Source organism: Arthrobacter sp. P1_B9, assembly GCF_056406495.1.
The window spans coordinates 1-23,012 of record NZ_JBFUAA010000021.1 but is presented as its reverse complement, the minus strand read 5'-3'; the positions used below and the strand labels follow the sequence as shown (position 1 = coordinate 23,012).

At 65.6% G+C, this 23,012-nt stretch carries 23 protein-coding genes and 2 pseudogenes; 17 read left to right on the top strand and 8 right to left on the bottom strand.

The genetic code is table 11. The features are described from left to right. From AC1D1A_RS20150 to AC1D1A_RS20140, 3 genes are read right to left on the bottom strand one after another with little or no spacing between them, the layout of a single operon-like run. Positions 1 to 1,017 (bottom strand): glycosyltransferase, encoded by a 1,017-nt coding sequence (locus AC1D1A_RS20150; RefSeq protein WP_476948547.1) that lies wholly within the window; start codon positions 1,015 to 1,017, stop codon positions 1 to 3. Continuing rightward, the gene (locus tag AC1D1A_RS20145; RefSeq protein ID WP_476948567.1) at positions 1,014 to 2,090 is read right to left on the bottom strand and encodes a glycosyltransferase family 9 protein; all 1,077 of its coding nucleotides are present in this window, start codon (positions 2,088 to 2,090) and stop codon (positions 1,014 to 1,016) included. Before AC1D1A_RS20145 ends, AC1D1A_RS20150 begins: the two co-directional genes overlap by 4 nt. Then, positions 2,087 to 2,641, bottom strand: coding sequence for a D-glycero-alpha-D-manno-heptose-1,7-bisphosphate 7-phosphatase (locus AC1D1A_RS20140; protein ID WP_476948546.1), 555 nt, complete (start codon positions 2,639 to 2,641; stop codon positions 2,087 to 2,089). The genes AC1D1A_RS20145 and AC1D1A_RS20140 overlap by 4 nt, the downstream gene beginning before the upstream one ends. A gap of 97 nt (positions 2,642 to 2,738) precedes the next feature. Between AC1D1A_RS20140 and AC1D1A_RS20135 the strand changes: the two genes are divergently transcribed. Next, complete coding sequence (locus AC1D1A_RS20135) at positions 2,739 to 3,686, top strand: glycosyltransferase family 9 protein (RefSeq protein ID WP_476948545.1); 948 nt, start codon at positions 2,739 to 2,741, stop codon at positions 3,684 to 3,686. Here AC1D1A_RS20135 and AC1D1A_RS20130 read toward each other — a convergent pair. After that, complete coding sequence (locus AC1D1A_RS20130) at positions 3,644 to 4,414, bottom strand: sigma-70 family RNA polymerase sigma factor (RefSeq protein ID WP_476948544.1); 771 nt, start codon at positions 4,412 to 4,414, stop codon at positions 3,644 to 3,646. The genes AC1D1A_RS20135 and AC1D1A_RS20130 overlap by 43 nt on opposite strands. Before the next feature lie 345 nt (positions 4,415 to 4,759). On the opposite strand from AC1D1A_RS20130, the gene AC1D1A_RS20125 reads away from it, so the two are divergent. Genes AC1D1A_RS20125 through AC1D1A_RS20115 form a run of 3 tightly spaced genes read left to right on the top strand, consistent with a single transcriptional unit; the run spans position 4,760 to position 8,291 of the window. Then, complete coding sequence (locus tag AC1D1A_RS20125; protein WP_476948543.1) at positions 4,760 to 7,267, top strand: molybdopterin oxidoreductase family protein; 2,508 nt, start codon at positions 4,760 to 4,762, stop codon at positions 7,265 to 7,267. Next, positions 7,264 to 7,725, top strand: coding sequence for a hypothetical protein (locus AC1D1A_RS20120; protein WP_476948542.1), 462 nt, complete (start codon positions 7,264 to 7,266; stop codon positions 7,723 to 7,725). The genes AC1D1A_RS20125 and AC1D1A_RS20120 overlap by 4 nt, the downstream gene beginning before the upstream one ends. A 26-nt stretch (positions 7,726 to 7,751) precedes the next feature. Beyond that, a complete protein-coding gene (locus tag AC1D1A_RS20115; RefSeq protein ID WP_476948541.1) occupies positions 7,752 to 8,291 on the top strand; it encodes an HPP family protein in 540 nt (179 codons plus the stop codon). A gap of 672 nt (positions 8,292 to 8,963) precedes the next feature. Here the strand turns inward: AC1D1A_RS20115 and AC1D1A_RS20110 are convergent. Further along, positions 8,964 to 9,637: pseudogene (locus tag AC1D1A_RS20110) on the bottom strand (DUF6766 family protein). Between the two features lie 96 nt (positions 9,638 to 9,733). Then, complete coding sequence (locus tag AC1D1A_RS20105; protein WP_476948540.1) at positions 9,734 to 10,165, bottom strand: hypothetical protein; 432 nt, start codon at positions 10,163 to 10,165, stop codon at positions 9,734 to 9,736. 221 nt (positions 10,166 to 10,386) lie between these two features. On the opposite strand from AC1D1A_RS20105, the gene AC1D1A_RS20100 reads away from it, so the two are divergent. The 11 genes from AC1D1A_RS20100 to AC1D1A_RS20050 all read left to right on the top strand — a co-directional run bounded on the left by AC1D1A_RS20100 (position 10,387) and on the right by AC1D1A_RS20050 (position 19,920). Next, entirely contained in the window at positions 10,387 to 11,625 is a 1,239-nt protein-coding gene (locus tag AC1D1A_RS20100; protein WP_476948539.1) for a cytochrome P450, read from the top strand. Positions 11,626 to 12,525: 900 nt separating this feature from the next. Beyond that, positions 12,526 to 12,684: an SDR family oxidoreductase gene (locus tag AC1D1A_RS20095; RefSeq protein WP_476948538.1), complete on the top strand. Its 159-nt coding sequence runs from the start codon at positions 12,526 to 12,528 to the stop codon at positions 12,682 to 12,684. Between the two features lie 872 nt (positions 12,685 to 13,556). Further along, complete coding sequence (locus tag AC1D1A_RS20090; RefSeq protein ID WP_476948537.1) at positions 13,557 to 13,913, top strand: hypothetical protein; 357 nt, start codon at positions 13,557 to 13,559, stop codon at positions 13,911 to 13,913. Further along, positions 13,910 to 15,139, top strand: a complete 1,230-nt coding sequence (locus tag AC1D1A_RS20085) for an Nramp family divalent metal transporter (protein WP_476948536.1) — start codon at positions 13,910 to 13,912, stop codon at positions 15,137 to 15,139. The genes AC1D1A_RS20090 and AC1D1A_RS20085 overlap by 4 nt, the downstream gene beginning before the upstream one ends. After that, entirely contained in the window at positions 15,136 to 15,540 is a 405-nt protein-coding gene (locus AC1D1A_RS20080) for a hypothetical protein (protein WP_476948535.1), read from the top strand. The genes AC1D1A_RS20085 and AC1D1A_RS20080 overlap by 4 nt, the downstream gene beginning before the upstream one ends. Continuing rightward, positions 15,527 to 15,874 carry a PRC-barrel domain-containing protein gene (locus AC1D1A_RS20075; RefSeq protein WP_476948534.1) on the top strand — a complete coding sequence of 116 codons (348 nt, stop codon included), beginning with the start codon at positions 15,527 to 15,529 and terminating at the stop codon, positions 15,872 to 15,874. Before AC1D1A_RS20080 ends, AC1D1A_RS20075 begins: the two co-directional genes overlap by 14 nt. A 260-nt stretch (positions 15,875 to 16,134) precedes the next feature. Continuing rightward, positions 16,135 to 16,404, top strand: a complete 270-nt coding sequence (locus AC1D1A_RS20070; RefSeq protein ID WP_476948533.1) for a GlsB/YeaQ/YmgE family stress response membrane protein — start codon at positions 16,135 to 16,137, stop codon at positions 16,402 to 16,404. 124 nt (positions 16,405 to 16,528) lie between these two features. Continuing rightward, positions 16,529 to 16,759 (top strand): hypothetical protein, encoded by a 231-nt coding sequence (locus tag AC1D1A_RS20065; RefSeq protein WP_476948532.1) that lies wholly within the window; start codon positions 16,529 to 16,531, stop codon positions 16,757 to 16,759. Positions 16,760 to 16,876: 117 nt separating this feature from the next. Further along, positions 16,877 to 17,785 (top strand): SRPBCC family protein, encoded by a 909-nt coding sequence (locus tag AC1D1A_RS20060; RefSeq protein ID WP_476948531.1) that lies wholly within the window; start codon positions 16,877 to 16,879, stop codon positions 17,783 to 17,785. Positions 17,786 to 17,923: 138 nt separating this feature from the next. Then, positions 17,924 to 18,262, top strand: coding sequence for a LuxR family transcriptional regulator (locus tag AC1D1A_RS20055; protein ID WP_476948530.1), 339 nt, complete (start codon positions 17,924 to 17,926; stop codon positions 18,260 to 18,262). A 191-nt stretch (positions 18,263 to 18,453) separates the two neighbouring features. Further along, positions 18,454 to 19,920 carry an aminotransferase class I/II-fold pyridoxal phosphate-dependent enzyme gene (locus AC1D1A_RS20050; RefSeq protein WP_476948529.1) on the top strand — a complete coding sequence of 489 codons (1,467 nt, stop codon included), beginning with the start codon at positions 18,454 to 18,456 and terminating at the stop codon, positions 19,918 to 19,920. A 61-nt stretch (positions 19,921 to 19,981) separates the two neighbouring features. On the opposite strand, the gene AC1D1A_RS20045 is transcribed toward AC1D1A_RS20050, so the two are convergent. Continuing rightward, positions 19,982 to 21,178, bottom strand: coding sequence for a M20/M25/M40 family metallo-hydrolase (locus AC1D1A_RS20045; protein WP_476948528.1), 1,197 nt, complete (start codon positions 21,176 to 21,178; stop codon positions 19,982 to 19,984). 718 nt (positions 21,179 to 21,896) lie between these two features. On the opposite strand from AC1D1A_RS20045, the gene AC1D1A_RS20040 reads away from it, so the two are divergent. Both AC1D1A_RS20040 and AC1D1A_RS20035 read left to right on the top strand, forming a co-directional pair. Then, positions 21,897 to 22,151 carry a hypothetical protein gene (locus tag AC1D1A_RS20040; RefSeq protein WP_476948527.1) on the top strand — a complete coding sequence of 85 codons (255 nt, stop codon included), beginning with the start codon at positions 21,897 to 21,899 and terminating at the stop codon, positions 22,149 to 22,151. A 2-nt stretch (positions 22,152 to 22,153) separates the two neighbouring features. Next, a complete protein-coding gene (locus AC1D1A_RS20035; protein ID WP_476948526.1) occupies positions 22,154 to 22,585 on the top strand; it encodes a hypothetical protein in 432 nt (143 codons plus the stop codon). A gap of 249 nt (positions 22,586 to 22,834) precedes the next feature. Here AC1D1A_RS20035 and AC1D1A_RS20030 read toward each other — a convergent pair. Next, positions 22,835 to 23,012, bottom strand: a pseudogene (locus AC1D1A_RS20030) (sulfonate ABC transporter substrate-binding protein); the annotation flags it as partial.

The following is a 23,012-nucleotide window of genomic DNA, read 5'->3' as shown; positions in this document are numbered from 1 at the left end:
TCACTGGTTCTTCCCTTCTTGAGTTGGACTGAGGAGCCTGCCGGTGCGGAAGCGCGCGTCGGTCACATCCCCCAGCAGGACATCCCAGGCAGCGAGGAAGGCCTGGAGGCCATACCGGTCCAGGGCCACCTCGCGGGCAATGTCACCGCGCCGTCTTGCTTCCTGCGGGTCATCGATGAGCACCCTCGCGGCGCGCACGAGTTCGTCGACGTCGGTGGAGATCGCTCCCGCTTCCGGCGGCAGTGCGCGTACCGCCTCCGTGGTCGCCAGCGCTACTGCGGGCATGCCAAGGTGCATGGCCTCGAGAAGTGCCAGGCCAAGCGAGGTCCAGCGGAAGGGGTGGAGGTAGACGCGGCAACGAGACATTTCGCGGTGCAGCTCGGGCGCGGGCAGATCTCCGCAGATCGTGAGCCTTTGGGGCGGCAACGCGGCGGCGGCGCGCAACCCGTTGGCGCCCATGCCGAATATCCGCAACGGCGCCGCCGCAGTAAACCGGTCCAGGAGGTCCGAGCCGGTCACCCGCCACCGCCGGACGGGCTCGTTGATGACGGCTGCCAGCTCCGGGATCTCCCCGGTGTAGGTATGCCCGGGATCAGGGATGCCGTGCTCAATCACGAGCGTGGGCGCGGCGCCGTTATCCCAGAACAGTTCATTGAAATGCGTGACGTGGACTATGGGTATGAACTGCTGGTCTGCCAGCGGATGCACCGAATTCGGCACGTTCCCCTTGGGGGTGTTGTGCTCTACATAGGCTGCCGGCAAGTCTTTCCCGGGCCGTCGGCCCAAGACCCGGGTCACCTCGCCCAGTTCCTCCGGCCGTTGCAGCACCACAGCATCCACACTGTCGGCGTCAAGGTCGTCGAGCCGGACTTCGCGGACAGAGGTCGGCCAGGACCGGCCTGCCCGGCCCAGACCCCATGGCCCACGTTCGGGCAGGACCGGCAGGAGGTACTCATGGGCACCGCGGACGAACGCGTCCGTCCAGGATCCATGTACGTGCCAGAGCAGGATTCTCATGGGTGACGCACCTTTCGGCGGGTGGATAGCGAGGACACCCCGCCGATCAGTCGTTCCACTGCATCCACGAGCTGTTCGGGAGCCACAGTCGACAGGCAAGGATGACCCGGGACCGGGCACTCCGTGGCACGGCTGAGTTTGCACGGCGCATTCTGGTCGCCGAGGATCTCCAGGGGCGCCCCGTAGGGGGCCCATCGGATCGCGGGCACCACGGGCGAGAACAGACTTGCCACCGGCGTACCCAGCGCCGCGGCGAGGTGAGCAGGCCCTGTGTTTCCGGTAACCAGGGCTTCGGCTCCGGCAAGCACACCGGCAAGGGCCTTCAGGTCCGTGCGGCCGCCCAGGTCCAAAGCGGACGGGCCGGCGACTGTTGCCGTGAGGCCCGTTTCTCCGGGCCCGCCTGTCACCACTACCCGGTGTCCTGCCCCTTCGAGCAGTTCTACGGCCGCGGCGTGATGCAACGGGGGCCACGCCCGTGAGGGGGCGGACGCCCCGGGGTGGACCACGACATAGGGCTCCTCCCCCACCAGATACCGGACATCGGGATAATCGTGCACCCGGAGCTTCCCGGAATCTCCGCGGGGCAAGGTAAAGCCAGCTGCCTGGGCGATGCCGAGCGCACGTTCGGCTTCAGGCTGGTCTTCGGGAAAATCCTCACCGGGCCTGAGTCGAACGTCCATCAGAGTGCCGGCATAGTCCACTGAAGCTCCCGTGATCCGTCCGACTCCGGCTAGCCGCAGCAACAAGGCCAGCGGCAAGGGAGACTGATGGAAGGAAGTCAAAATGACGGCCTCGGTGACCCTGGAGTCCCTCACGAACGACGTCAGGGTTTCCAGATGGGGCCCAGCAACTCGTGGAGCAGGCTTCACGATCCACGGGCAACTCCAGCTGTAGAACTCGAACACGCCAGGCAGGAGGGACGCAGCTGGTTCTCCTTGGGGGCCACATAACAGGATGACATCGTTCGGCGCCCCGCCATCCGGATGCCGCCCGTGCGCGACTGCGCGGATCGCTGGCCCCGCAAGCAGGACATCGCCGAGCCCGTCCAGCCGAGCCACCAGGACGCGGCTCACGAGGCGGCCCGTCCGGATGGTGCCTTCATCAAAAGGCACAATGCGGAACGAAGATCCACAGCGACCTCTGGAGCAGCCTCAACTTCCACCGGTAGTGTCAGGGGCGTGGGGACCATGACGCCGCGGGCACCCGCCGCGCGGGCCGCCTCAACGTCAGCTCCAATGTCGCCAATGTACGCGGCCTCGGCGGTAGTGATTCCCAACCGGCGGCACGCCCCGCAAATCATGAAGGGTGCCGGCTTCCGGCAGTTGCAGCCGTCCTCGGGCCGGTGCGGACACAGTTCCCAGACATCGAATCGCCCCAGGAGCTGCTCAACCCGAAGATTGACCGCCGCAACCTGCTCCGTGGTCAGGATCCCGCGGCCTATCCCCGATTGGTTGCTCACGACGCCTACGGCAATTCCCATGGACCGAAGGGTTTGCAGCACGTCCCCGGCCTGAGGCATCGGTTCCACCAACTTGGGATCGCCGTTGTATGGCACGTCACGGATCAGGGTGCCGTCCCGATCGAACAGTACGGCCCTCAGCGGTGGTCGGGGAAAAGGTCCCATAAGTGCCTTGTTCCCCGATATCAGTCCAGCTAAACGCCCGGCGGGTCCATCTCCGGACTAAAATCCAAAATCAGGCGAACTCGGAAGGGCGGCCACGATGGGCGGATTTCGAGAAGATGGAAGGCCGGTACTGCTGGTTCTACGGGCGCTGCAGCTCGGCGATCTGCTGGTTGCCGTCCCGGCCCTGCACGCCCTGAGCCGCGCGTACCCCAACCACCGCCGGCTGTACGCCTCACCGAGCTGGCTCGGGGAGGCGGTAGAGCTGGTTGGGGGTTTTGAACTGTTGAATGCGCAAGGGCTAAATGAACCACTGGCGCTGAAACCCGGGATTGTGGACGTTGCGGTAAACCTCCACGGCCGCGGCCCGGAGAGCCAATCCCGGATTCAAGCGCTCCTGGCCACCCGGGTGATCGCCCACGAAGCGGGCGCCGGTGCTGGTTCCGGGCCGGCTTGGGTGGAGGGCATCCACCAGCGCGAACGCTGGACGCGGCTGCTGCAATGGCACGGAATCGACGCCGACGCCGAGGATCTGCGCCTGGGCGCCTCGGCCGTCCCGACGCCGCAGCCGGGGGCCACAGTGGTCCATGTTGGCGCTGCCTACGGCAGCCGGTTGTGGCCTGCCGGACGGTTCGCCGAGGTTGCTGGACTCCTGCGGGACGCCGGGCACAGCGTGCTCTTCACAGGCAGCGCTGCGGAGCGGAGCCGCGCCTCGGAAGTTGCCAGCGGGGCCGGGTTCCAGGCCGATGCCGTCCTTGCAGGCCGCCAACCGCTAGGGGAATTCGCGGCTCTGGTTGCCGGCGCCCGCCTGGTCATCTCGGCTGACACGGGCGCGGCCCACCTCGCGTCGGCCTACGGCCGGCCCTCCGTTGTGCTCTTCGGGCCAGCCACGCCGGCGGAATGGGGTCCCCCGCCGGGGCCGCACATCGCCTTGACCAAAGCCGAACTGCGCCGCGGCGACCCCTTTGCCGGCGACCCGGATCCAGCGCTTTTGGGTGTCTCTGTTCACGATGTGCTCGAAGCGGTCCGTGGGCTTGGGTTGCTCTGAGATTCCGTTTCCGTGAGCCGCCGCTGCAGTTGCACGAGCACCCGTGAGAGCCGGCGCGAGATTTGCATCTGCGACACTCCAAATCTCCTGCCCAACTCCGTCTGGCTCTCCCCGCAAAAATAGCGCCGGTACAACAGTGCCCTCTCCGGGGCGGAGAGCTCGGCGATGACCCGGCTCAGGCACACCACCTCCTCAAGCCGCTCAAATCCCGGCTCCTGCACCGCCGGCTCTTCCGCGGCCGGCGCCCCGTCACCGCGGCCGTCGGAACTATCGAGCGAATCGGGGCGCATGCTGGAAACAGCTGCCGCTGCCTCCAGGACGGACTCGACCGATACACCAAGTTCCCGCGCCAGCTCCGCAGGAGTGGGGGTGCGGCCGAGGGTCTGCGCGAGGGCCGGCTCAGTGCGCAGGAGTTCGGCACGGAGGAGCTGTATGCGGCGCGGGGGGCGGACGACCCAGCAACGGTCGCGCAGATAGCGCTTTAGTTCCCCAGTGATGGTTGGGGCGGCAAAACCCGGGAAGGTGGTGCCTCTGGATTCGTCGAACGCTCTAGCCGCCTTGACGAGTCCCAGATAGGCCACCTGGATCAGGTCTTCCCGCTCGTGGCCCCGGCCGGCGAAGCGTGCTGCCAGGGACTCAGCGAGATCCAAGTAATCAAGGACAAGCCGGTTCTCGAAAGCCTGGCGGATCTGCCCGTGCGGGGCCGGAATTTTCCTGGAGTCAGCCATGTCAGTGGTCCTTTTGAACATGGATTCTGGTCTAGCCCGTGACAGGACTTAGAAGCAGGAAAACATAAGTCTACTTATAATTCAATGCCCCTTCCTTCTCACGTCCTTTCTCGGAAACTCCGAGGCGCGGAGCGCGTCGGAGCGATGCCAGGACGCGACTCTTCGGAAAGCTCTGGACTGCTGCTAAGCATGCTGATAAATCTGGTGATCGGGCCGATGTTTCAACAACGGGACCCGCACTTCAATTGCCGCGCGGGTTTCTCCAGCAGCCGGGGCGGCCGGATGTGACGGGTCCGGGAACTGCAGGGGTACCGCTCCTAACGTGCGGAGCAGCTGAACAGGAGGATGACGGTGGTTGACCGGATTGCCGAGATTTGGGGAACGAGAACTCCCTACCCGAAGGACGGGCTGTGGCCGGTGCGGGTGGACCAGGCTCTGGGTGATGGCGTCACCGAGGGCGACGTGGACCAATGGGTTCAGTCAGCGTGCGTGCTGTGCAGCAACGGCTGCGCGTGCGACATCGCCGTAAAAGACGGGGCCATGGTCGGGATCCGCGGCCGCGCAGGGGATCTGGTCAACCATGGCCGGCTTGGGCCCAAGGGCCTCTTTGCCAGCTGGCAGGGGATGTCCGGCAAAGACCGGCTCAAACGGCCTTTGATCCGCGAGAACGGCCGGCTGGTCGAATGCGACTGGGATACCGCGATGGACCGGATCACACAGCGAAGCCGGCAGCTGCTGGAGGAACGGGGACCCCTCAGCCATGGTTTCTACACCAGCGGCCAGCTGTTCCTCGAGGAATACTATGCCCTGGCCGTCCTCGGCAAGGCCGGCATTGGCACTCCCCACATGGACGGTAATACCCGCCTCTGCACGGCGACGGCAGCTGCAGCGTTGAAGGAGTCTCTCGGGGCCGATGGCCAGCCCGGAACCTACACGGACATCGACAGTTGCGACGCGATCTTCCTTTACGGGCACAACATGGCCGAAACGCAGACCGTGCTGTGGTCCCGTGTGCTGGACCGCATTGCGGGGCCGGACCGCCCAAAGCTCGTCTGCGTTGACCCCCGCGACACCGAGGTTGCCAAGTACGCGGACGTTCATCTGGCCATACGGCCGGGTACCAATCTGGCCCTCATGAACGCACTGGTCCGTGAAGTCCTGGCCAACGGCTGGGCCGACCAGGACTACGTGCAGGCGCATACACTCGGCCTGGACGAACTCAAGGCCGCGGTCGAGCCATGGACGGCTGAGGCGGCCGCAGCGGTCTGCGACGTGGACGCCGCCCGCATCAGGGAAGCGGCGAGGATCTTCGGCACCTCGTCGCGGGTGCTCTCCACTGTCCTTCAGGGTTTCTATCAGTCCGCCCAGGCCACCGCGGCGTCGTGCCAGGTCAACAACCTTCACTTGCTGCGGGGGCTGCTGGGCCGGCCAGGGTGCGGGATTCTGCAGATGAACGGCCAGCCAACGGCGCAAAATAACCGCGAATGCGGGGCAGACGGCGACCTCCCCGGCTTCCGGAACTGGGAAAACCCGGAGCACATCGCGGAACTCGCGCGGCTGTGGGACGTGGACCCCCTGACCATCCCGCACTGGGCTCCCCCGACCCATGCGATGCAGATCTTCCGCTACGCCGAACAGGGCTCGATCGAATTCCTCTGGATTTCGGCAACCAACCCGGCCGTGTCCATGCCCGAACTCCCCAGAATCCGGAACATCCTGGCCAAGCCCGGGCTGTTCCTCGTGATCCAGGACCTCTACCTCACAGAAACGGCCCAGGTTGCCGACGTCGTGCTTCCCGCCGCCGGGTGGGGCGAAAAGACCGGTACGTTCACGAACGCCAACCGGATCGTCCACCTCTCGGACAAGGCCGTGGAGCCGCCCGGGGAGGCACGCAGCGACCTGGACATTTTCCTCGATTACGCCCGCCGCATGGGCTTCACCACGGTGCGCGGGAAACCCCTACTGCCATGGGCGGGCCCTGAGGAAGCCTTTGAGGCGTGGAAGGAGTGCTCCCGCGGCCGGCCCTGCGACTATACCGGCATCACCTATGACAGGCTCCGCGGCGGCAGCGGCATCCCGTGGCCGTGCAATACCGGGAATCCGGACGGCAGGGAACGGCTCTACGAGGATGGCATCTTCCCCACGGACCCGGACTACTGCGAAAGCTATGGCCACGACCTGCTGACCGGAGCCACCGTCGGCCCTGAAGCCTTCCGGGCCCGCGCTCCCGGCGGCCGCGCCATCCTCAAGGCCGCCGACTACCATCCCCCGCACGAGGAGCCCGACGGACGCTACCCGTTCCGGTACACCACCGGGCGGACCGCGTACCACTTCCACACGAGGACCAAAACCGGAAGATCCCGGGTACTGACAAGCGCGGCCCCAACCGCGTGGGTGGAAATCAGCCCGGACGACGCTGGCCGGCTGGGAATCCGGGAAGGCGACCTCGTCAGGGTGACGTCGCGGCGGGGCCGGATCGAGGTCCCTGCCCGCGTCAGCGACATCCGAAACGGCACCGTCTTCGCACCGTTTCACTACGGCTATTGGGACCAGGACGGTGCCCCCGGGGAACACCCGACGGCTGCCAATGAACTCACGATCACGGAGTGGGATCCCGTGTCCAAACAGCCCTCCTTCAAGAATGCCGCCGTGAGCGTCGAGAAGATCGGCGACGCCGTGGGCCAATCCCCTGCGCCCACCACGACGGCATCGCGCCCGGCTGCTGCCGCTGGGCCACGTTCCATACGGCCGACCGCTGGAGGCAAAGACGCCGAGGCCACAGAACGGGTCGGCGGCTCCCCGCCCCGCTTTCCGGATGCGGTCCGGCGCGGCCGCCAGGGAGGAACGCCGTGAACCTGAAAATCTATTTGGGCATGCTCCGCAAGGCCGAACAGACCCTCGCGGAGTCTTTCCGCCAAGTGGCAGAAGGCCACGCCGCCGAGCCCGACGTGCACTTCCTGTGCCATACGCTGGCAACGCAGTGCGAGGAGCACAGCCGGCTGCTGCTCCCCGTCGTTCAACGCTACGGGGAGGACCGCTCAGATAACGAGCCCGAACGGATCCATGCCGAAGGACTGTCCGCAACCCGGCAGGGTCCGGTGGGCCTGCTGCGGGACCTCCAGGACCTCTATCTCCTGGCGAGCCTCGTCGACGTCACCTGGGCCATGGTCAAACAGGCCGGCTCGGCGCTCCGCGACCGGGAACTCCTTGACGTCGTGTCCCGCTGCGACGGCGAAACAGCCGTCCAGCTGCGCTGGTTGCAGACCCGGATGAAGCAGGCAGCCCCGCAGGCGCTTGTCGCGGCGCACTGAGCATCTCACAACGGAAGACAGCTCCCATGCCAATGACACCGTCCCTGCTGAAAAGGCTCAACTCTCGCCGCAGCGCACTGGGCCCCGCCGTTTACGCTGCCGTGCTTTCGCTCGTCGTCCTCGCGTTGGCCGGCGCGGTCGGGTTGGTACTGCACCTCCCCTGGCTCTTTCCCAGTCTGGGCCCGACCGTGATGCTGTTCTTCGAGTCCCCGGAACAGCCCTCCTCCCGGCCGGTGAACACCCTGGCCGGACACCTCACCGGACTGGTGACGGGTGTCCTCTGCCTATACACTTTCGGCCTCCAGGACAGCTTACCGGCCCCTGTCGGCGGGCTTACCGTCCCCTATGTTGCCGCCGGGGCCATTTCCGTAGCGCTCACCACGCTGGTGCTGACCTGGCTTCGAAAACCGCACCCTCCTGCCGGCGCGACAACGCTCATCGTCAGCCTCGGCATCTTGTCGAGCCCTCAGCAGCTGCTGTCCATGGCCGGGGCCGTCCTCCTCATCACCGCCGCGGGCTGGGGCCTGAATGTGCTTCTTGGCACCAGACCGGCAAATACAGAGTGACCTTCGCACGGACTTCGCCTGCGCCGGTTGCCACGAGTTCTCCCCATAGGCAGAGTCCGTGGTCCAAAGCCGCTTCAAAGGATGGCCGTGTGTGGGGCAGGTGCCGGACTGCGCACCCCGGCGGAAAAGCACTCCGATACCGCTGGACCCAGTTGAACGAGGATGCCCCTCAGTGCCGATTCCAGTGTCAGGGCCAGCGCGGCCCGGCGGTCATCGGCAGCCTGATCCCACGACTGGGGGCCAAGCACGGCCTTGCCCCGGGCATGGCCGTGGCCTTCCCCCGGCTGATGCTCCCCGTAATGGCAGAGAAGCGGGAGTGCCGGTCGTCTGCACGGGAGCGGTCGGCTCGATGCCCATGGCTCCAATCCCGAACTAGCCATGTCCGCAGGGGAGATCCTCATTACCACCCCGGGACACGTTCCACATCAGGCCGCGCGGAAGGGCGGCCCGGGCGAGTTCCAACGCCACACCCGGGCCGGTCCCAACGGCAAGACCGCCATTTAGCGGCCTGAACGTCGGGGCATGCCAATACCTATCTTCTGCCGACGGAACCCGCAAGAGCCCTGCGTTTGGCAAAGCGACACTCCTGTCTGTCACTCCGCCCTCTCCCCTTAGGGAAGCGACACAGCGGTGTCGTGGCTGTTGGCGGCCCGCCAGCCTGTGTCTAAGGTTCTATCCTGTTGTACCGGTGTTACCGTGCGGTGAACCGACGGGTTTGGACTCCGGGGACCCGCGCTGGCGAAGATAAATTGACAAGACCACCATTGACCCAACCGCCAGGAACTCGGACTACCAGTTCTGCAGTGTCCTGTTCCAGAATTCCGGGGAAACCACGTACTCGGCCCACGAGACGGGCAGCTGGAAGTTCTTGAGCTGCTCCTCGTTGTAGGCGCTGTTGCCGGCGATCGATTGGACGAGCCAGGACAGCACAAAGATCAAACCCATTGTGGCGCCCAGCGAATTCGAAAACACCGTCAGGCGCCACCCGCGCACTTTGGCCCAGGCCGGGGATTTCGCGGTGCTGTGCTCCCCGACATTCTGTTCCCGGTCTGATTCCAAACCGGTCTTATCCAGTTCCTTAGACTCCGGCGATCCCTTTTGAACCAGCCAGATCGTGGCGGTGATGTACAGCAGGAACTGCAGATATTCCGATTGCCAGTTCTCCGAAACGTCCACCGCGAAGCTGGACGAGTGAGGTATTGGCCAAGGCTGATCTCTTCCAGACCGGCAGAGAGCTGCTCCTCGTTGAACAAGGCATGACCGGTGAGGCCCTGACCGAGGAGGGCGAGCAAGAAGATCAGGCCAAAGAACAGACTCAGGCCATTGTTTCTCAAGGCTGTTTTCACGGTTCGGCCTCTATCCCCGTACCAGCCCGACAGCGGCCATATAGGCCAGCCCGCCAAATATCAGAACCAAGTACAACACGAAACACCAGCGCATCTTTACCCTCCCACTTCACAGTCGTATGGCAACTCCCCCCGGGGCTTACAGCCGGCCCCGGTCACCAGCCACCCTGAACCGTCGGCTGTCAGGAAGACGGTGTCATCTTCGAATTCCACGATCGCGTTCCGGCCGTAGCGTTCTGTCCGCAGAGCTGCCCCGGTCGTTGGCAGCTGCAGCGACGCCAGCTGGTCCTTGCAGGTGCTGTCTGCCGCGGTTTTCTCACGTGCTTTCGGGCTGAGGATGGAGCATGCGGCGGCTGTGTCCCCGGCCGCTGCGGCCCGCCGGAACACCTGCGCCGCCGCCGCCGCGCCGGCACTCTCAGGAGCACACCCCGACACGGCAAGCGCGACCAACACCAGGCCTGCCTTCATGAGCCTGGGCAACGTCCCCGCCCGGGCAAGGCGCCCGGTCTCCGCCGGAACACCTTTCATGCTTCCTCCTGACCACGCCGTCACTCAGACAGGACCCTCACACGGAACTTACCCCCACACGCGGTCAATGACGCGCTTCCCCGGGCAATAGCCTGAACGCCACCGGGGTCCAGTCAAGGGATTCCGGCGCGCAAACCTGCCGGGGGGCCTGAAGGGGCTGTTGCGCACCGGGTCCGGCGCAGTACGATCGCCGAACCGTAGCGTCCAGACCAGGAGGCCCAGTGATTCCCCGTTCGCCGTCCCTCTCCTCGATCCTTGCCTTCCGTCGTGAGCCCTACACGTTCATCTCTTCCCGCTGTGACGCGCTCCAGAGCGACGTGTTCCGGACACGTCCGGGCCCTCGTCCTGTGGTCTGCATGCGGGGCCTGGAGGCCGCCGCCATGTTCTACGCCCCAGGACGGTTCACCCGCAAGGGCGCCGTGCCGCCCTCCGCTCAGCGGCTGCTTCAGGACCAGGGAAGCGTGCAACTTCTGGACGGGCCAAACCACATTCAGCGCAAAGCCACGTTCATGCCGCTCATGGATCCAGCATCGGTTGCCACACTGGCCGACCGGTTCGAAGAGGCCTGGGCGGCGTCCCGCAAGCTGAGAAGTGCCGGGGACCCAGTGGTGCTGCACGATCATGCACGGCTTCTGCTCACCAAAGCCGTCTGCGCCTGGTCGGGCATACCGATCACCGACGACGAGACGGCAGCCAGGGCTCGTGAGTTCGCGGCCATGATCGACAGCGCTGCCCGCTTCGGTCTGCATAACTGGACGGCCCACCTGTCCCGCCGCAGGACCGAACTGTGGGCCGGGCGGGTCATCCGGGAAGTGAGAGGCGGCGCCATTCGTCCGCCGGACGGTTCGGCTGCCGCGGTAGTGGCCAGCCACCGCGATCTGCAGGGAAACCTTCTGGACCAGAAGACCGCCGCCGTCGAACTGATCAACATCCTTCGCCCCACCGTCGCCGTGGGCCGGTTCATCGTCTTCGCTGCACACGCCCTCGAACAGCACCCGGACAGCCGGGACGTCCTAAGCCAAGGCCAGGACTCCGATCTCGAGGCGTTGGCCCAGGAGGTACGCCGGTACTATCCGTTTTTCCCCGCGGTGGCCGGTCGCGTGCGGGAAGAGTTTTCCTGGCGGGGAGACCATTTTGCCCCTGGCCAGTCCTTCCTCCTTGACCTCTACGGAACCAACCATGACCGGAACATCTGGAACAGCCCGGAAAGCTTCCAGCCCGATCGGTTCAGAACCTGGAACGGGGATCCGAACACGCTCATCCCCCAAGGCGGAGGCGACGCCAGCCATTCTCACCGGTGTCCCGGCGACAGAATCTCCGTTGAGTTGATGAAAAGAGCCCTCCTCCTCCTGACCCGGGAAACCTATACAGTCCCGGCCCAGGACCTGACGATTAGCCTGTCCAAGGTTCCTGCGCTGCCCCGCACGGGACTAATCCTCCGCCCGGCACCTGAGCACTAACCTCAAGCAACACCACTGCCATTCTCACCGAGCCGGCAGCCACTGGCGGGCCCCGGCGTCCTTGAAAGCCCCATCTACGATTACGTCGGCGGCCTGGAACAGCGCAACGGCATTCCGTACCGGGAACCGGTCGCCGTCGCCGGCGCCGGCATGACCCCAACACCGCCGAGAGCACGTCTCCGAGGCGAAATCGGCGTTCATGGCCTGAACGGAGACCGCATCTCGCATCAGAACGGCGACGGACGGGAAGCAACAAACTGCCTTAGGCAAACCGGCCTACTGAGCCTCATCCGGTGACGCTGCTGCATGCCTTCCAGACGGTGTTCTCCTGATAACAGGCCAAGGTGCTGTGTCGAAGTACCGGTAGTCCGTCACGGGCACGCGGATTGTTCCGGCAGCCTCCGCTTTCTCCCGGATGAAATCGTGGTCCTCCGGGGAGAGCACGAGCTGTCCGTTCGGGTCGAACGCTATATCCCGTGTGCATCCTTGCCGATTCTGGCCGACATGGCGAGAGGAAGGATCAGGCATCCCGGATTTTCCAGGAGCCCTGTCCGGGTCTCAGTGTCGAGCCTGTCCCATACGTCCCTGAGGTTCACGCTCGTGCGTACCGCCTTCCTGTCCGACCTTTCCTGATGGTGAATTCCGTCCAGATTACGCCTGACCCTAAGCCGATGACAGGGAAGGCGCTGCCCTCTTGCCAGCTTCCGGGACTGATGCTTCGGCACGGCCCGGCGTGTAGCCGGCGCCGGAACGGGCGTATAGGTTGTGCCGTCGCGGAGCATGGCCCAAAGGACTTTGAGGCGGCCCGGGCCAGGGAGAGCATGGCCCGGATGTGGGTTTTCCCTTCGGTGCGTTTGGTCGTAGTACCTCCGGGAAGCGGGGCAGCTTTTCAGCGCTGATATGTCCGGACCGTTCGCCGAAGGCTACCGCACCATGATCCGGACCTCAGCTGCCGGGCGCACGGGCACACCGGCCGAAGTGGCTACCACTGCGGCGTTCCTCCTCGGACCCGAAAGCGCCTTCATCACCGGCTCCGACCTGCTCATGGTGGCGGGGTAATTGCAGCCATGCGGGCCGGCCAGCTCTAGGATCTGACTCCGAGGCCAACAACAGCTGTCCACAACTGGGCGTCAATTCGGGTTATCCACGGCTGGAGCGGAGGAGCCAATAGGGGTAGCTCCCTAACCGCCGTAGCGGTGGATAACCCATGAGAATTGTCCCCGGTTGTGKGCAGCGGGACCGTTAGGGGACCGAGACGCCGGCGGGGGTTGCATGAGGGAGACGTAATGCCGGCCGCCCGCCGGTTGAGGAGAGCATGCGGCCGGGGTCTGTGGATCGACGGCTGAGTCGGAATCGGCATTTCGGGGCTTTCTCTCAATGTCTCACCCCGCGCGGAGAACAGGCTGAGAGCTGTCTCTCCGCGGTCCCGTATCCCGCCGGCCCGCCGGGACCATCAGCGCACGCGAGTAGATGGGGTGGCGGCCCGGGAGAGTTCCAACGCCGCACCCGGGGCCAGCCACCGCCGCGCCGGCCCGCCCCACTGCGGGCGGACGGCCACGGCATGCATAACCTACCCCCGCACCCGCCGGGCCGCAAGAGCCCAAGGCCCACAGGAACAGAGTGCCTGCGCTGCGCTGCATCAGCGCAGGTACCGAGACGGCCGGTGCGGGGCGTCGAAGCCCGGTGAAGACCAGCCGGTCTTGTCCATGCTTTTTTCAGGCCGGGAGTGCTATACCTAGCTCAGAGGCGCGTCCTCGCCCCGGGGCCACCGGCGCCGGCCGGGGCCGGTTCCCGAAGTGGAGGCGGATATGGCGAAGGGGTCACAGCGGTCCCGGACCGCGCTCCGCGGTGCGTGTTTTGTCTGTGCCGGCGTCGCGGGTGCCGTTCTTCTCAGCGGTTGCGCCGGGGCGCCGGGCAGCGTCCAAGACAGTGTGTCCACAGCGCTGAAGGACAGTTCCTCCGCGGTTGCCACCGCCCGGCTCGCGCTGGCGCTCGACGCCGGGGGCAAGCTGACCACGGCGGCAACATCCACGACGCTCGATGACGCCCTGAAAGAACTCGAAACCACGCGGACCACCGTCCTCCAGCTCTCCCCCACAGTCCAGGACGACCGTGAGACGCGCCGGGAGGCCCTCACCGTCCTGGATGAAAGCATCGCAGGGGTGACCACGGCGCAGGACGCCATCGCCAGCACCGACGGCAGCCCCACACTCCAGGACGGCGACCAGCTGCTGGAGAACGCCGCCGGCAGGATGGCCACACTCAAGACTCAGCTGGGGGGACCATGAAGCGCCTGCTCGGGGTGGCCCTGGGGGTCCTGACCGCGATCGGCGGGTTCGTGGACATCGGCGATCTGGTGACGAACTCCGTCGTCGGCTCACGGTTTGGGCTCTCGTTGGTCTGGGTCGTCGTCGTGGGCGTGGTCGGTATCTGTGTGTTCGCCAACATGTCCGGGCGGGTAGCCGCCGCGTCGGGCCGGGCGACGTTCGAAGTGATCCGGGAACGGTTGGGCCCCCGGGCCGGTCTGGCCAACCTGGCCGCGTCGTTCCTGATCAACCTGATGACGGTCACGGCGGAAATCGGAGGCATCGCCTTGGCGCTGCAGCTGGCCAGCAGCGTTCAGTACCTGCTGTGGGTTCCGTTAGCGGTGGTCGCCGTATGGCTGGTCATCTGGCGGGTGAGGTTTTCCATCATGGAAAACGTCACCGGGCTGCTGGGCCTGACGCTCATTGTTTTCGCCGTGGCACTGTTTCTGCTGAAGCCGGACTGGAGCTCCCTTGGCGCCCAGGTCCTGGCCCCGTCCGTTCCGGAGCAGGAAACAGCCGCCTCGTACTGGTACTACGCGGTGGCACTATTCGGGGCGGCCATGACGCCCTATGAGGTGTTCTTCTTCTCTTCCGGGGCTGTGGAGGAAGGCTGGACCATCAAAGACCTGATCCAGTCCAGAATCAACGTACTCGTCGGGTTCCCGCTCGGCGGCCTGCTCTCCGTGTCCATTGCCGCCTGCGCCACAGTCGTTCTGCTCCCGGCCGGGATTGCCGTCACCTCACTGTCCCAGGTCATCCTGCCGGTCGCCGAGGCAGCCGGGAAAGTCGGTCTGGCCTTCGTCCTGATCGGCATCGTCGCGGCGACGTTCGGAGCGGCCCTGGAGACCACTTTGTCCAGCGGGTATACCCTGGCGCAGTTCTTCGGATGGTCTTGGGGCAAGTTCCGCCGCCCGGCCCAGGCCGCCCGCTTCCATTTGTCAATGATTATCTGCCTCCTGAGCGGCGCGGCGGTCCTGGCCACCGGGGTCGATCCCGTCCTGGTCACGGAATACTCGGTCGTGTTCTCAGCCATTGCGCTGCCGCTGACCTACCTGCCCATCCTGATCGTGGCCAATGACCCCCAATACATGGGCGAACACGTCAACGGCCGCCCGGTGAATGTGGTGGCCATGATCTACCTGGTCATCATCCTCGCCGCGTCCCTCGCCGCCATACCACTGATGATCGTCACGGGAGCCGGATCATGACCACAGCACGCAGGCCCAGATACCTCCGGCCCCCGGGGCGGACCCTCGATGCCCAGCTGCACCTGCTGGACCGGCAGGTACTCGACGTCGACGGCGTCCCGGTCACCACGGTCGACGACATCGAAATCAGCGCCCCTCCCCCGGACACGCGCATACCGGCCGGAACCCCCGCCCCGACGCTCACCGCCCTGCTCACCGGGCCGGTCCTTGGAACACGGATTTTCGGCGGCCGGCCCCCGTCATCGCGGCTCATCCGCATCCCCTGGCGTGACGTCGCCGACGTCGGGGTCGTCATCCGGCTGGGCGTCCGCGGAGAGCCCCTGGACGCGGACTGGGTGGAACGCTGGATCCGCGACAAAATCATCGCCCGCATCCCCGGAGGCCGCCATGATCCTCGGTGATCTCCTCGGGACACCCGTCCACGACCCCGCCGGTCTACGCCTCGGACGCGTAGCCGATGCCCGGTTCACCATCAACGGACCACCGGGCCAGCTGCTCGCCGATGCCAGGCTGCTGGGCCTGATCGTCAGCCCGCACAGCGCCTCCTCATTCCTGGGCTACGAACGCACCGGCCTCGCCCGGCCCTGGCCGATCGCCCACCTGCTCCGCTGGCGGCACCGCGGCTCATTCCTCGTGCTCTGGGCCGACATCGACACGATCGGCACGGACACCGTCCGCCTCCGGGAAGGATTCACCGCCTACAACCCCGCCCTGAACGACACCGGAAACGAATGACCCAGACAGATGCCGTGCGCCTCCAACGTGCCGGTTCCGCTCGCCGTGCCGACTTTCGTCAGCACCGACAAGCGGGTGCGCGAACGAAGGCCATCCTGGGGCAGCTTCCCTCCGCAAACCGCCGCTGGTGGGCGCCAGATGGGGCCTCCTCAGACGATCGTCGCTCCTGGGGTGCCCGGCCTTGCGCACTACTAAGCATGCTGATTAAATCTTGGTAGTGGTCGCAATCGACGACCGATCGAATGAGAGGAAGTGCAGTCGTGGGGATTCTCGGATTTCTCCTTCTCGGGCTTATCGCGGGAGCCATCGCCAAGGCGATCCTGCCTGGCCGCCAGGGTGGCGGCTGGGTAGTCACCCTTGTGCTGGGTGTCGTGGGTGCAATCCTCGGCGGCTGGATCGGTTCGTTGATCTTCGGGGGAGGCCTCGGTGACTTCTTCAATCTGCGGACCTGGCTTCTCGCCATACTCGGCGCCATCATTGTGCTCCTGATCTACGGCGTCGTTGCCGGCCGCAGGGGCAGCAGGGTATAGAGGGCACCGGCAACGAACGGGGCTCCCGGCATCAGCCCCGCCCCGGGAGGGCTTCTGCAAGTGAATGAAACGACACTGCCACGAATCCGCATCCACAGACACCCTCTGAAGGGAGTTGAACACCATGACCGAACCCGCGTTCCCGCAGTCCTTCATCAAGCACAAACTCCGTGAAGTCCTCGAAGGCCAGATCCTGCGGGTTGCCGATGCCAGCTTCGCCGTCGTGGCCAAGCACCGCCGGCACCGGCTGGTCCACCTCGATCTGGAAGCAGACGACGGGACGCGCGCCACGCTGATAGGCGTTCCCGGCGCCCGCGTCAGACTGCGCGAGGAAGCGACGCCGACGCCACACTAGACGTCCGGGGCCCGCCGCGGACGAAGCACCAATTATGCTCTGGCGCGGATGCATCACCGAAAAGTGGAGTTTGATTTCTTTCCCGTCAGTTCTTCTAAACCCGTCAAAGGAGACATCGTGAGCACCAAGGTTGAAAAGCGGACTCTGGTCAACGTTCCTGTAAGCGTGGCTTACAACCAATGGACCCAGTTCGAGGAATTTCCGCACTTTATGGGCGGGGTGTTGAGCGTCAAACAGCTCAGTGATGACCGGCTCGAGTGGGTTGCGGAAATCGGCGGGGTGCGCCGGCAATGGCAGGCCAGAATCCTCGAGCAGGTACCGGACCGAAAGGTCGCATGGGCCGCCACAGAGGGCGCAACCAACGCCGGGGCCGTGACGTTCGAAGACCTCGGCGGCGGGCAGACGTCCGTACAGCTGTCCCTGGAATATGAACCCGAAGGGATCGTCGAAAAGGTCGGCGACAAGCTGAACATCGTAGAGAGGCAAGCCGAGAGTGACCTCAACCGGTTCAAGGCCTTCATTGAAGACGAGGGCTACGCGACCGGCGCCTGGCGCGGATCCGTCCGCGAAGGCGCATCCGCCGGCACGCCCGGAGTCGATGAGGCAGCAGGGTCACGGGGGGACAGCGGCAAAGCCGGGGTCTCGGGCAAGGTAATTGCCGGAGTCGGGCTCGCCGCTGCGGCCGCGGCAGGCGTCGCAGCCGCAGCCGGCAACAAAGCGTCCGGCGCAGACGCGCCGGCTCAGGCCACACCATACCAGGAGGCGGACGCCGTCCCGCCCACCGGGACCGCGGGCAGCGTATTCCCCGATGAGGGCGTACACCCGAGCGCGCTTCCTGCGTCCGAGCAGACTGTTGGCCGGTCCGAAGCGAAGCCCTTCGACCAGACCAACGGACTCATCGACACCGAAGGCGATTCGGACGGGACAGCTGCGAGCGACTCCACCGGCGCCGCGGACCGGGTCACGGGCGTAGAACGCGCACCAGGCCCTATCCCGCCGACCGGAGGAAGCCTGGGACAGCACTGACTGCATGCCGCGTAGGGGGTGTCCCTGCTGTGACACCGACGCCAGTCCCTCTGCCACGTCGTTAGGTCTTGAGTACCGAGGACCGTTTCAGGGCAGTGAGGACTCAGCGAGCGGGCCCCTTTCCAAGAAGGAGACACCATGATCGAGAAACTGATTTGCTGCGCCCTGGGCTTGTTCCTCTTCGGGGGTGTCCTTGCCGCCGCGCCGGCCCAGGCCGGTACAGCCGCGGAAAGCGCCCCAGTTGTGTCCTCTGCCGCTCAGGCACCGGGTACCTCGTCCCATGCCTTCGCGACCATCCTTTCCATGTCCTCGCCATCACCGTCCCCCAGTGGCCCCGTCGATCCCGGGACCGGCGAAACCAAACAAGCGAAGGAAGCACGGGTCGACTACGCGCCCTACGTCATCGGGGCAGTAGTTTTAATCGTGCTGATAATCGGCTTCATCTTCTGGCGCAAGCGCCGGACCTCGCACCAATAAACCGTAGTGAAATCAAGGCCCAGGAGCGCAAGCGCGGGACTGCACACGGCACCCTATCTGGCCAGCGGGCATGCTGGTTCGACCGAAGGGGCGCGGGTCGGTGGCCACACCAGATCTGCTTGCGGGAGCGGAAGGCCCGGGTTAGCGTTGGGCACGAGTTCCAGCCTGTTGCCGTGGGAGGCGTATCAGCTATGGATCAGAACGAAACCCCCATTGTCAGTGCGCTTGCCGATTATCACCGCATGGGCCGGTACGGGTTCACTCCGCCCGGTCACCGGCAGGGCCGCGGAGCCGCCGAACGGGCGCTAGATGTCCTGGGCAAGGACACTTACCGCTCCGATGTGCTCGCCTCGGCGGGTCTGGATGACCGCTCCTCCTCACATGGGTACCTGCAGAAAGCCCAGGAACTCATGGCGGACGCGGTGGGGGCCGAACACGCCTTCTTCTCGACCTGCGGCAGTTCGCTTTCCATCAAAGCCGCGGTTCTGGCCGTCACCTGCGGCACCGGCGAGATTCTGGTCGGCAGAGATGCCCATAAGTCGGTCACCGCGGGTTTGATCCTCTCCGGTCTTCAGCCCCGGTGGATCAGTCCCAGCTGGGACGATGAGCAGCATCTGGCCCATCCGCCCTCGCCGGAAGCGGTGGAAGCAATGTGGCAGCGCCACCCCGACGCCGCAGCGGCCCTGATCGTCAGCCCTACACCCTACGGGACCTGCGCCGATATCCAGGCGATTGCGGATATCTGCCATCAAAGGGGCAAACCGCTCATCATCGACGAAGCGTGGGGCGCGCACCTGCCATTCCACGACGACCTCCCCACTTGGGCCATGGATGCCGGCGCCGACATCTGCGTCGTCAGCGTCCACAAGATGGGCATGGGCTTCGAACAGGGATCGGTCTACCACCTCCAGGGTGGACTGGTTGATCCCGTCCGGTTGCGACAGTGCGCGGACTTGCTGTCCACCACCAGTTCGAGCGTAATCATGTATGCAGGCATCGACGCCTGGCGTCACCAGATGGTTCAGCACGGACGGGAGCTCCTCGACGTTACCCTGACCCTGGCCATTGACCTCAGGTCGCGCATCGACGCACTGCCGGGCATCAAGGTCCTCGAAGACGAACTGCTCGGAGCCGAAGCCTCGCACGATCTGGACCGCTTGCACGTCCTGATGGACGTCAGCGGACTCGGTATCAGCGGCTACCAGGCCGCGGACTGGCTAAGGGCCAACCGCGGCATCGACATGGGGATCAACGACCACCGCCGCATCGAGGCGACCCTCTCAACGGCCGACGACGAATCGACCACCCAGCGTCTGATGGAGTCCCTCCACGCCCTTTGCGGCGCGGCGAAGGACCTGCCGCGCCCTCCGGAGGTCCGATTGCCGCGTTCCTCCGATCTCGAGATGGAGACCGTGAATCTCCCCCGCGAGGCGTTCTTCGGACCCGTCGAAGTGGTCCCCGTCGAGGAGGCCGCCGGACGCACCGCCGCCGAACAAATCACCCCGTACCCGCCTGGTGTGCCGGCCATTCTTCCAGGGGAACGCATCAACGCCGCGGTCATCGACTATCTCGTCTCGGGCAAGGAAGCCGGCATGGTCCTGCCCGACCCCGCGGACCCCTCATTCAAGACCATCAGGGTCGTCCAGGAACAACCCTGAAGCTGCCGCGAACCGGGCATGGGCGCAGGAGCTTCGCCGCCATCGATTCTGCCCGGATAAGTCATGTGCGCCCGTCGAGGGCTGCGAGCATCAGGGCTTCGGCCAGGATCGCCTTCCGGAGGTCTCCGAGGTGGGCCGACTCGTCCGGCCCGTGAGCGCGCGAGTCCGGATCCTCGGCCCCGGTAATGAGTATCTGCGCGTCAGGAAACCTGCCGGCCAGGTGCTCGACGACCGGGATCGAACCGCCGACGCCCATCCTGACCGGGACGACGCCCCAGGCCTGCTCCATTGCCCAGAGCGCGATCCGGGACGCCTCACCGTGGGCAGCGGCGGAGAACGGGGCGCTCGTGCTCCCCGGGAAGAACCTAACTTCCGCGCCAAAAGGCGCGTTGGCCATGACGTGCCGGCGTACCGCTTCCATGGCCTTGTCCGGATCGGTGCCCGGTGCCAGTCGAAGGCTGAATTTCGCCCGGGCCGAGGGCAACAGGGTGTTCGACGCCATGGCCGTGCCCGGCGCGTCCAGACCGACGATTGACAACGCCGGCCCGTTCCACACCCTCGACGCGATGCTTCCGGTGCCCGCCAGATGCAGGGCACTGGGCAGCGAAGCCGAGGCGCGGAACTCCGCTTCACCGATGCCCACCGCCGGATCGGCAGGTTCGTCTGCGGTCGGAAGCCCGCGAATGGCCACCGTGCCGTCGTCGTCGTGGAAGGTCGCGATCAGCCGGGCCAGAAGTGTCACCGCGTCAAGGACGGGCCCGCCAAACGTCCCCGAATGCAGCCCGTGATCAAAGGCTTCGACTTCGATGAACCCGTCGACCAGCCCGCGGAGGCTGGTGGTGAGGGCGGGAACCCCGACTTGCCAGTTTCCCGAGTCCGCAATAATGATGACGTCGGCCCGAAGCTGGTCCTCGTTTGCCTCGAGCAGGCCATCCAAGGTGGGAGAACCGGATTCCTCCTCGCCCTCAATGAAAAACGTGACGCCGAGACCGAACCCGGTGCCCAGCACCTCAGTGAGGGCACGGTAGGCGGCTAGATGCATGATGATCCCCGCCTTGTCGTCGGCCACGCCCCGCCCCCACAACCGTCCCTCGCGTTCGACGGCGGTGAATGCCGGAGCGCTCCACAGCTCGGGCTCGCCGGGCGGCTGGACATCATGGTGCGCGTACAAGAGAACCGTGGGACAGCCCTCGGCTGCAGGTTTCCTTGCCAGAACAGCCGGACCGCCCGGCCTTCCGCCCGGCCCCGCTCCCGGCACAATCCGGACATCACCGATGCCCGCGACCCGAAGCAGCCCGCGACGGCTTCGGCGCTAAGATCCAAATGCCGTGGATCAAATGCCGGCCAGGCAATGCCGGGAATGCCCACCAGATTCACAAGTTCAGCCACGGTCGACCCAAAACCGGCATCCACCCGGCTCCGCAGCGCATCAACGGGAACAGCGCCACCGATCGTCATGCCCACCACCCTAGACCCATGAACCGGCGCCTGGGACGAGCTGCCGGTAGCGTCCCACCCACATATCACCCAGCCGCCAGTGAGCGCCCCGTTTATTCCGTTCCCGAAATTCTTCTCGTCTGCATGTCCCAAAACCTTCGGATATCAGGACTGCACGCTCCGTTGGTTCGCCGGTGAGTTCGGGCTGGAATTTGCCTGATAGCTGATAGTCGGCACGGTACCGGCTTGTCAGGGCAAACGGTTTGGACTGCGTCACCTGAACTCCCACGTGAGCATGCGGGCATGGTGCTGTGGCGAACGAGCTTCGCTCCGAGGGAAGCCGGGGGGACGGAGGGTCCGTTCCAAGCTGAACGCGGCCGGGCTATGTACAATCCCCGGCAGCGCGAGGTAGTTTCAATGCAGGACCCCTGTGCTGGTTCTTTCCCCTGGGACCTCCTTCCGGCCTTGTGCAGGGTCTGGAAGTGACGCTGCTATAGCCACATGGCGGCCCTCATGCACCTTGAGGAAGGAGCCTGATCATGGCCACCTCGCATTTCCAGCAGTTCCGTCACGATGCTTCCCCTGCCCCCGACACCGAGGGGTCCTTGGGTCCGGACTCTCTTGACGGGCCGTGCACGAGCTGGTGCCTGCTCCAGGGCAGGAGACCCCGGCCCGGCGCGGCCTTCCGGGCAGGCATACGCCTCTGCCGCGTCAATCTCCACAAGGGCCGGCTCGGGATGACCGGACGCGCCGCGGCAGACCACATCCTCGCCAGCTACCCGTACTCCGGCTGATCATGGCACCCGGGATCCCCGACTTCCGTCCCGACGACACCAGGCGGCCGCCCGGCGTGCTGCCGGTGATATGCGGCAACTGCGGCACGGACCGCCACCTCGCCATCAGATCCGTCATCCACCTCCAGGACCAACCGTCCGATATCGTGACGGTTGCCCACACCTGCACGCGATGCCGGCGCTTCAGCGAACATCCTGCCTGGGTCCCTGACCTGTCCCCGGTTCTGGCCCGCCTGGAACAAACAGCCGACGTGCTGATACTCGGCGGCCACTATTTGCACTGCGGACAACCGATGAAAAAGGCCGGCTCCGAACTCCGCCGGCTCTCCGCGCCCCGGTCCACCAAGATCGCAGCCGAAGACGACCTGGAGGTATACCTCGCCACCCGGGTCCTCAGATGCGTCTGCGGCTTCCAGCTGGAACTGCCTGAATGACCGGCTCCACGGCAACCGAAAAACCAACCGGAGTGCGCGTGTTTTGAGGGAAGGCAGGAGGGCCTCCGGAATGAGTCTTCCGTGACCGTGAGCGAAGGGGCAGCGGGCCTGTGTGAGGCTCGAAGCCGGTGCGTGCGTACGCTGCGCACAGCCAACGGGCGGCACCACGGGTGGTATCGCGTTAGCGAGTAGGTCTCCCGTGGCGCCGCCCGATGTGCGTTTACTCGGTCGCTACAGCGTTTTGCCGAGCTATTCGCTGCCGAGCCCTTGGGCGGAGATCTTCTTGCCGGCCGCACTCTCGCTCAGAACGCTGTTGAGCGCCGTGAGGTCGAAGATGCCGTTGATGTCGGCCTGCTTGGTGGTGCCAGCGTCGACGCCGTCCTGGAGCAGCTTCTTGTACGTCCCTGCGAGCGGGTCGGTGGTGAAG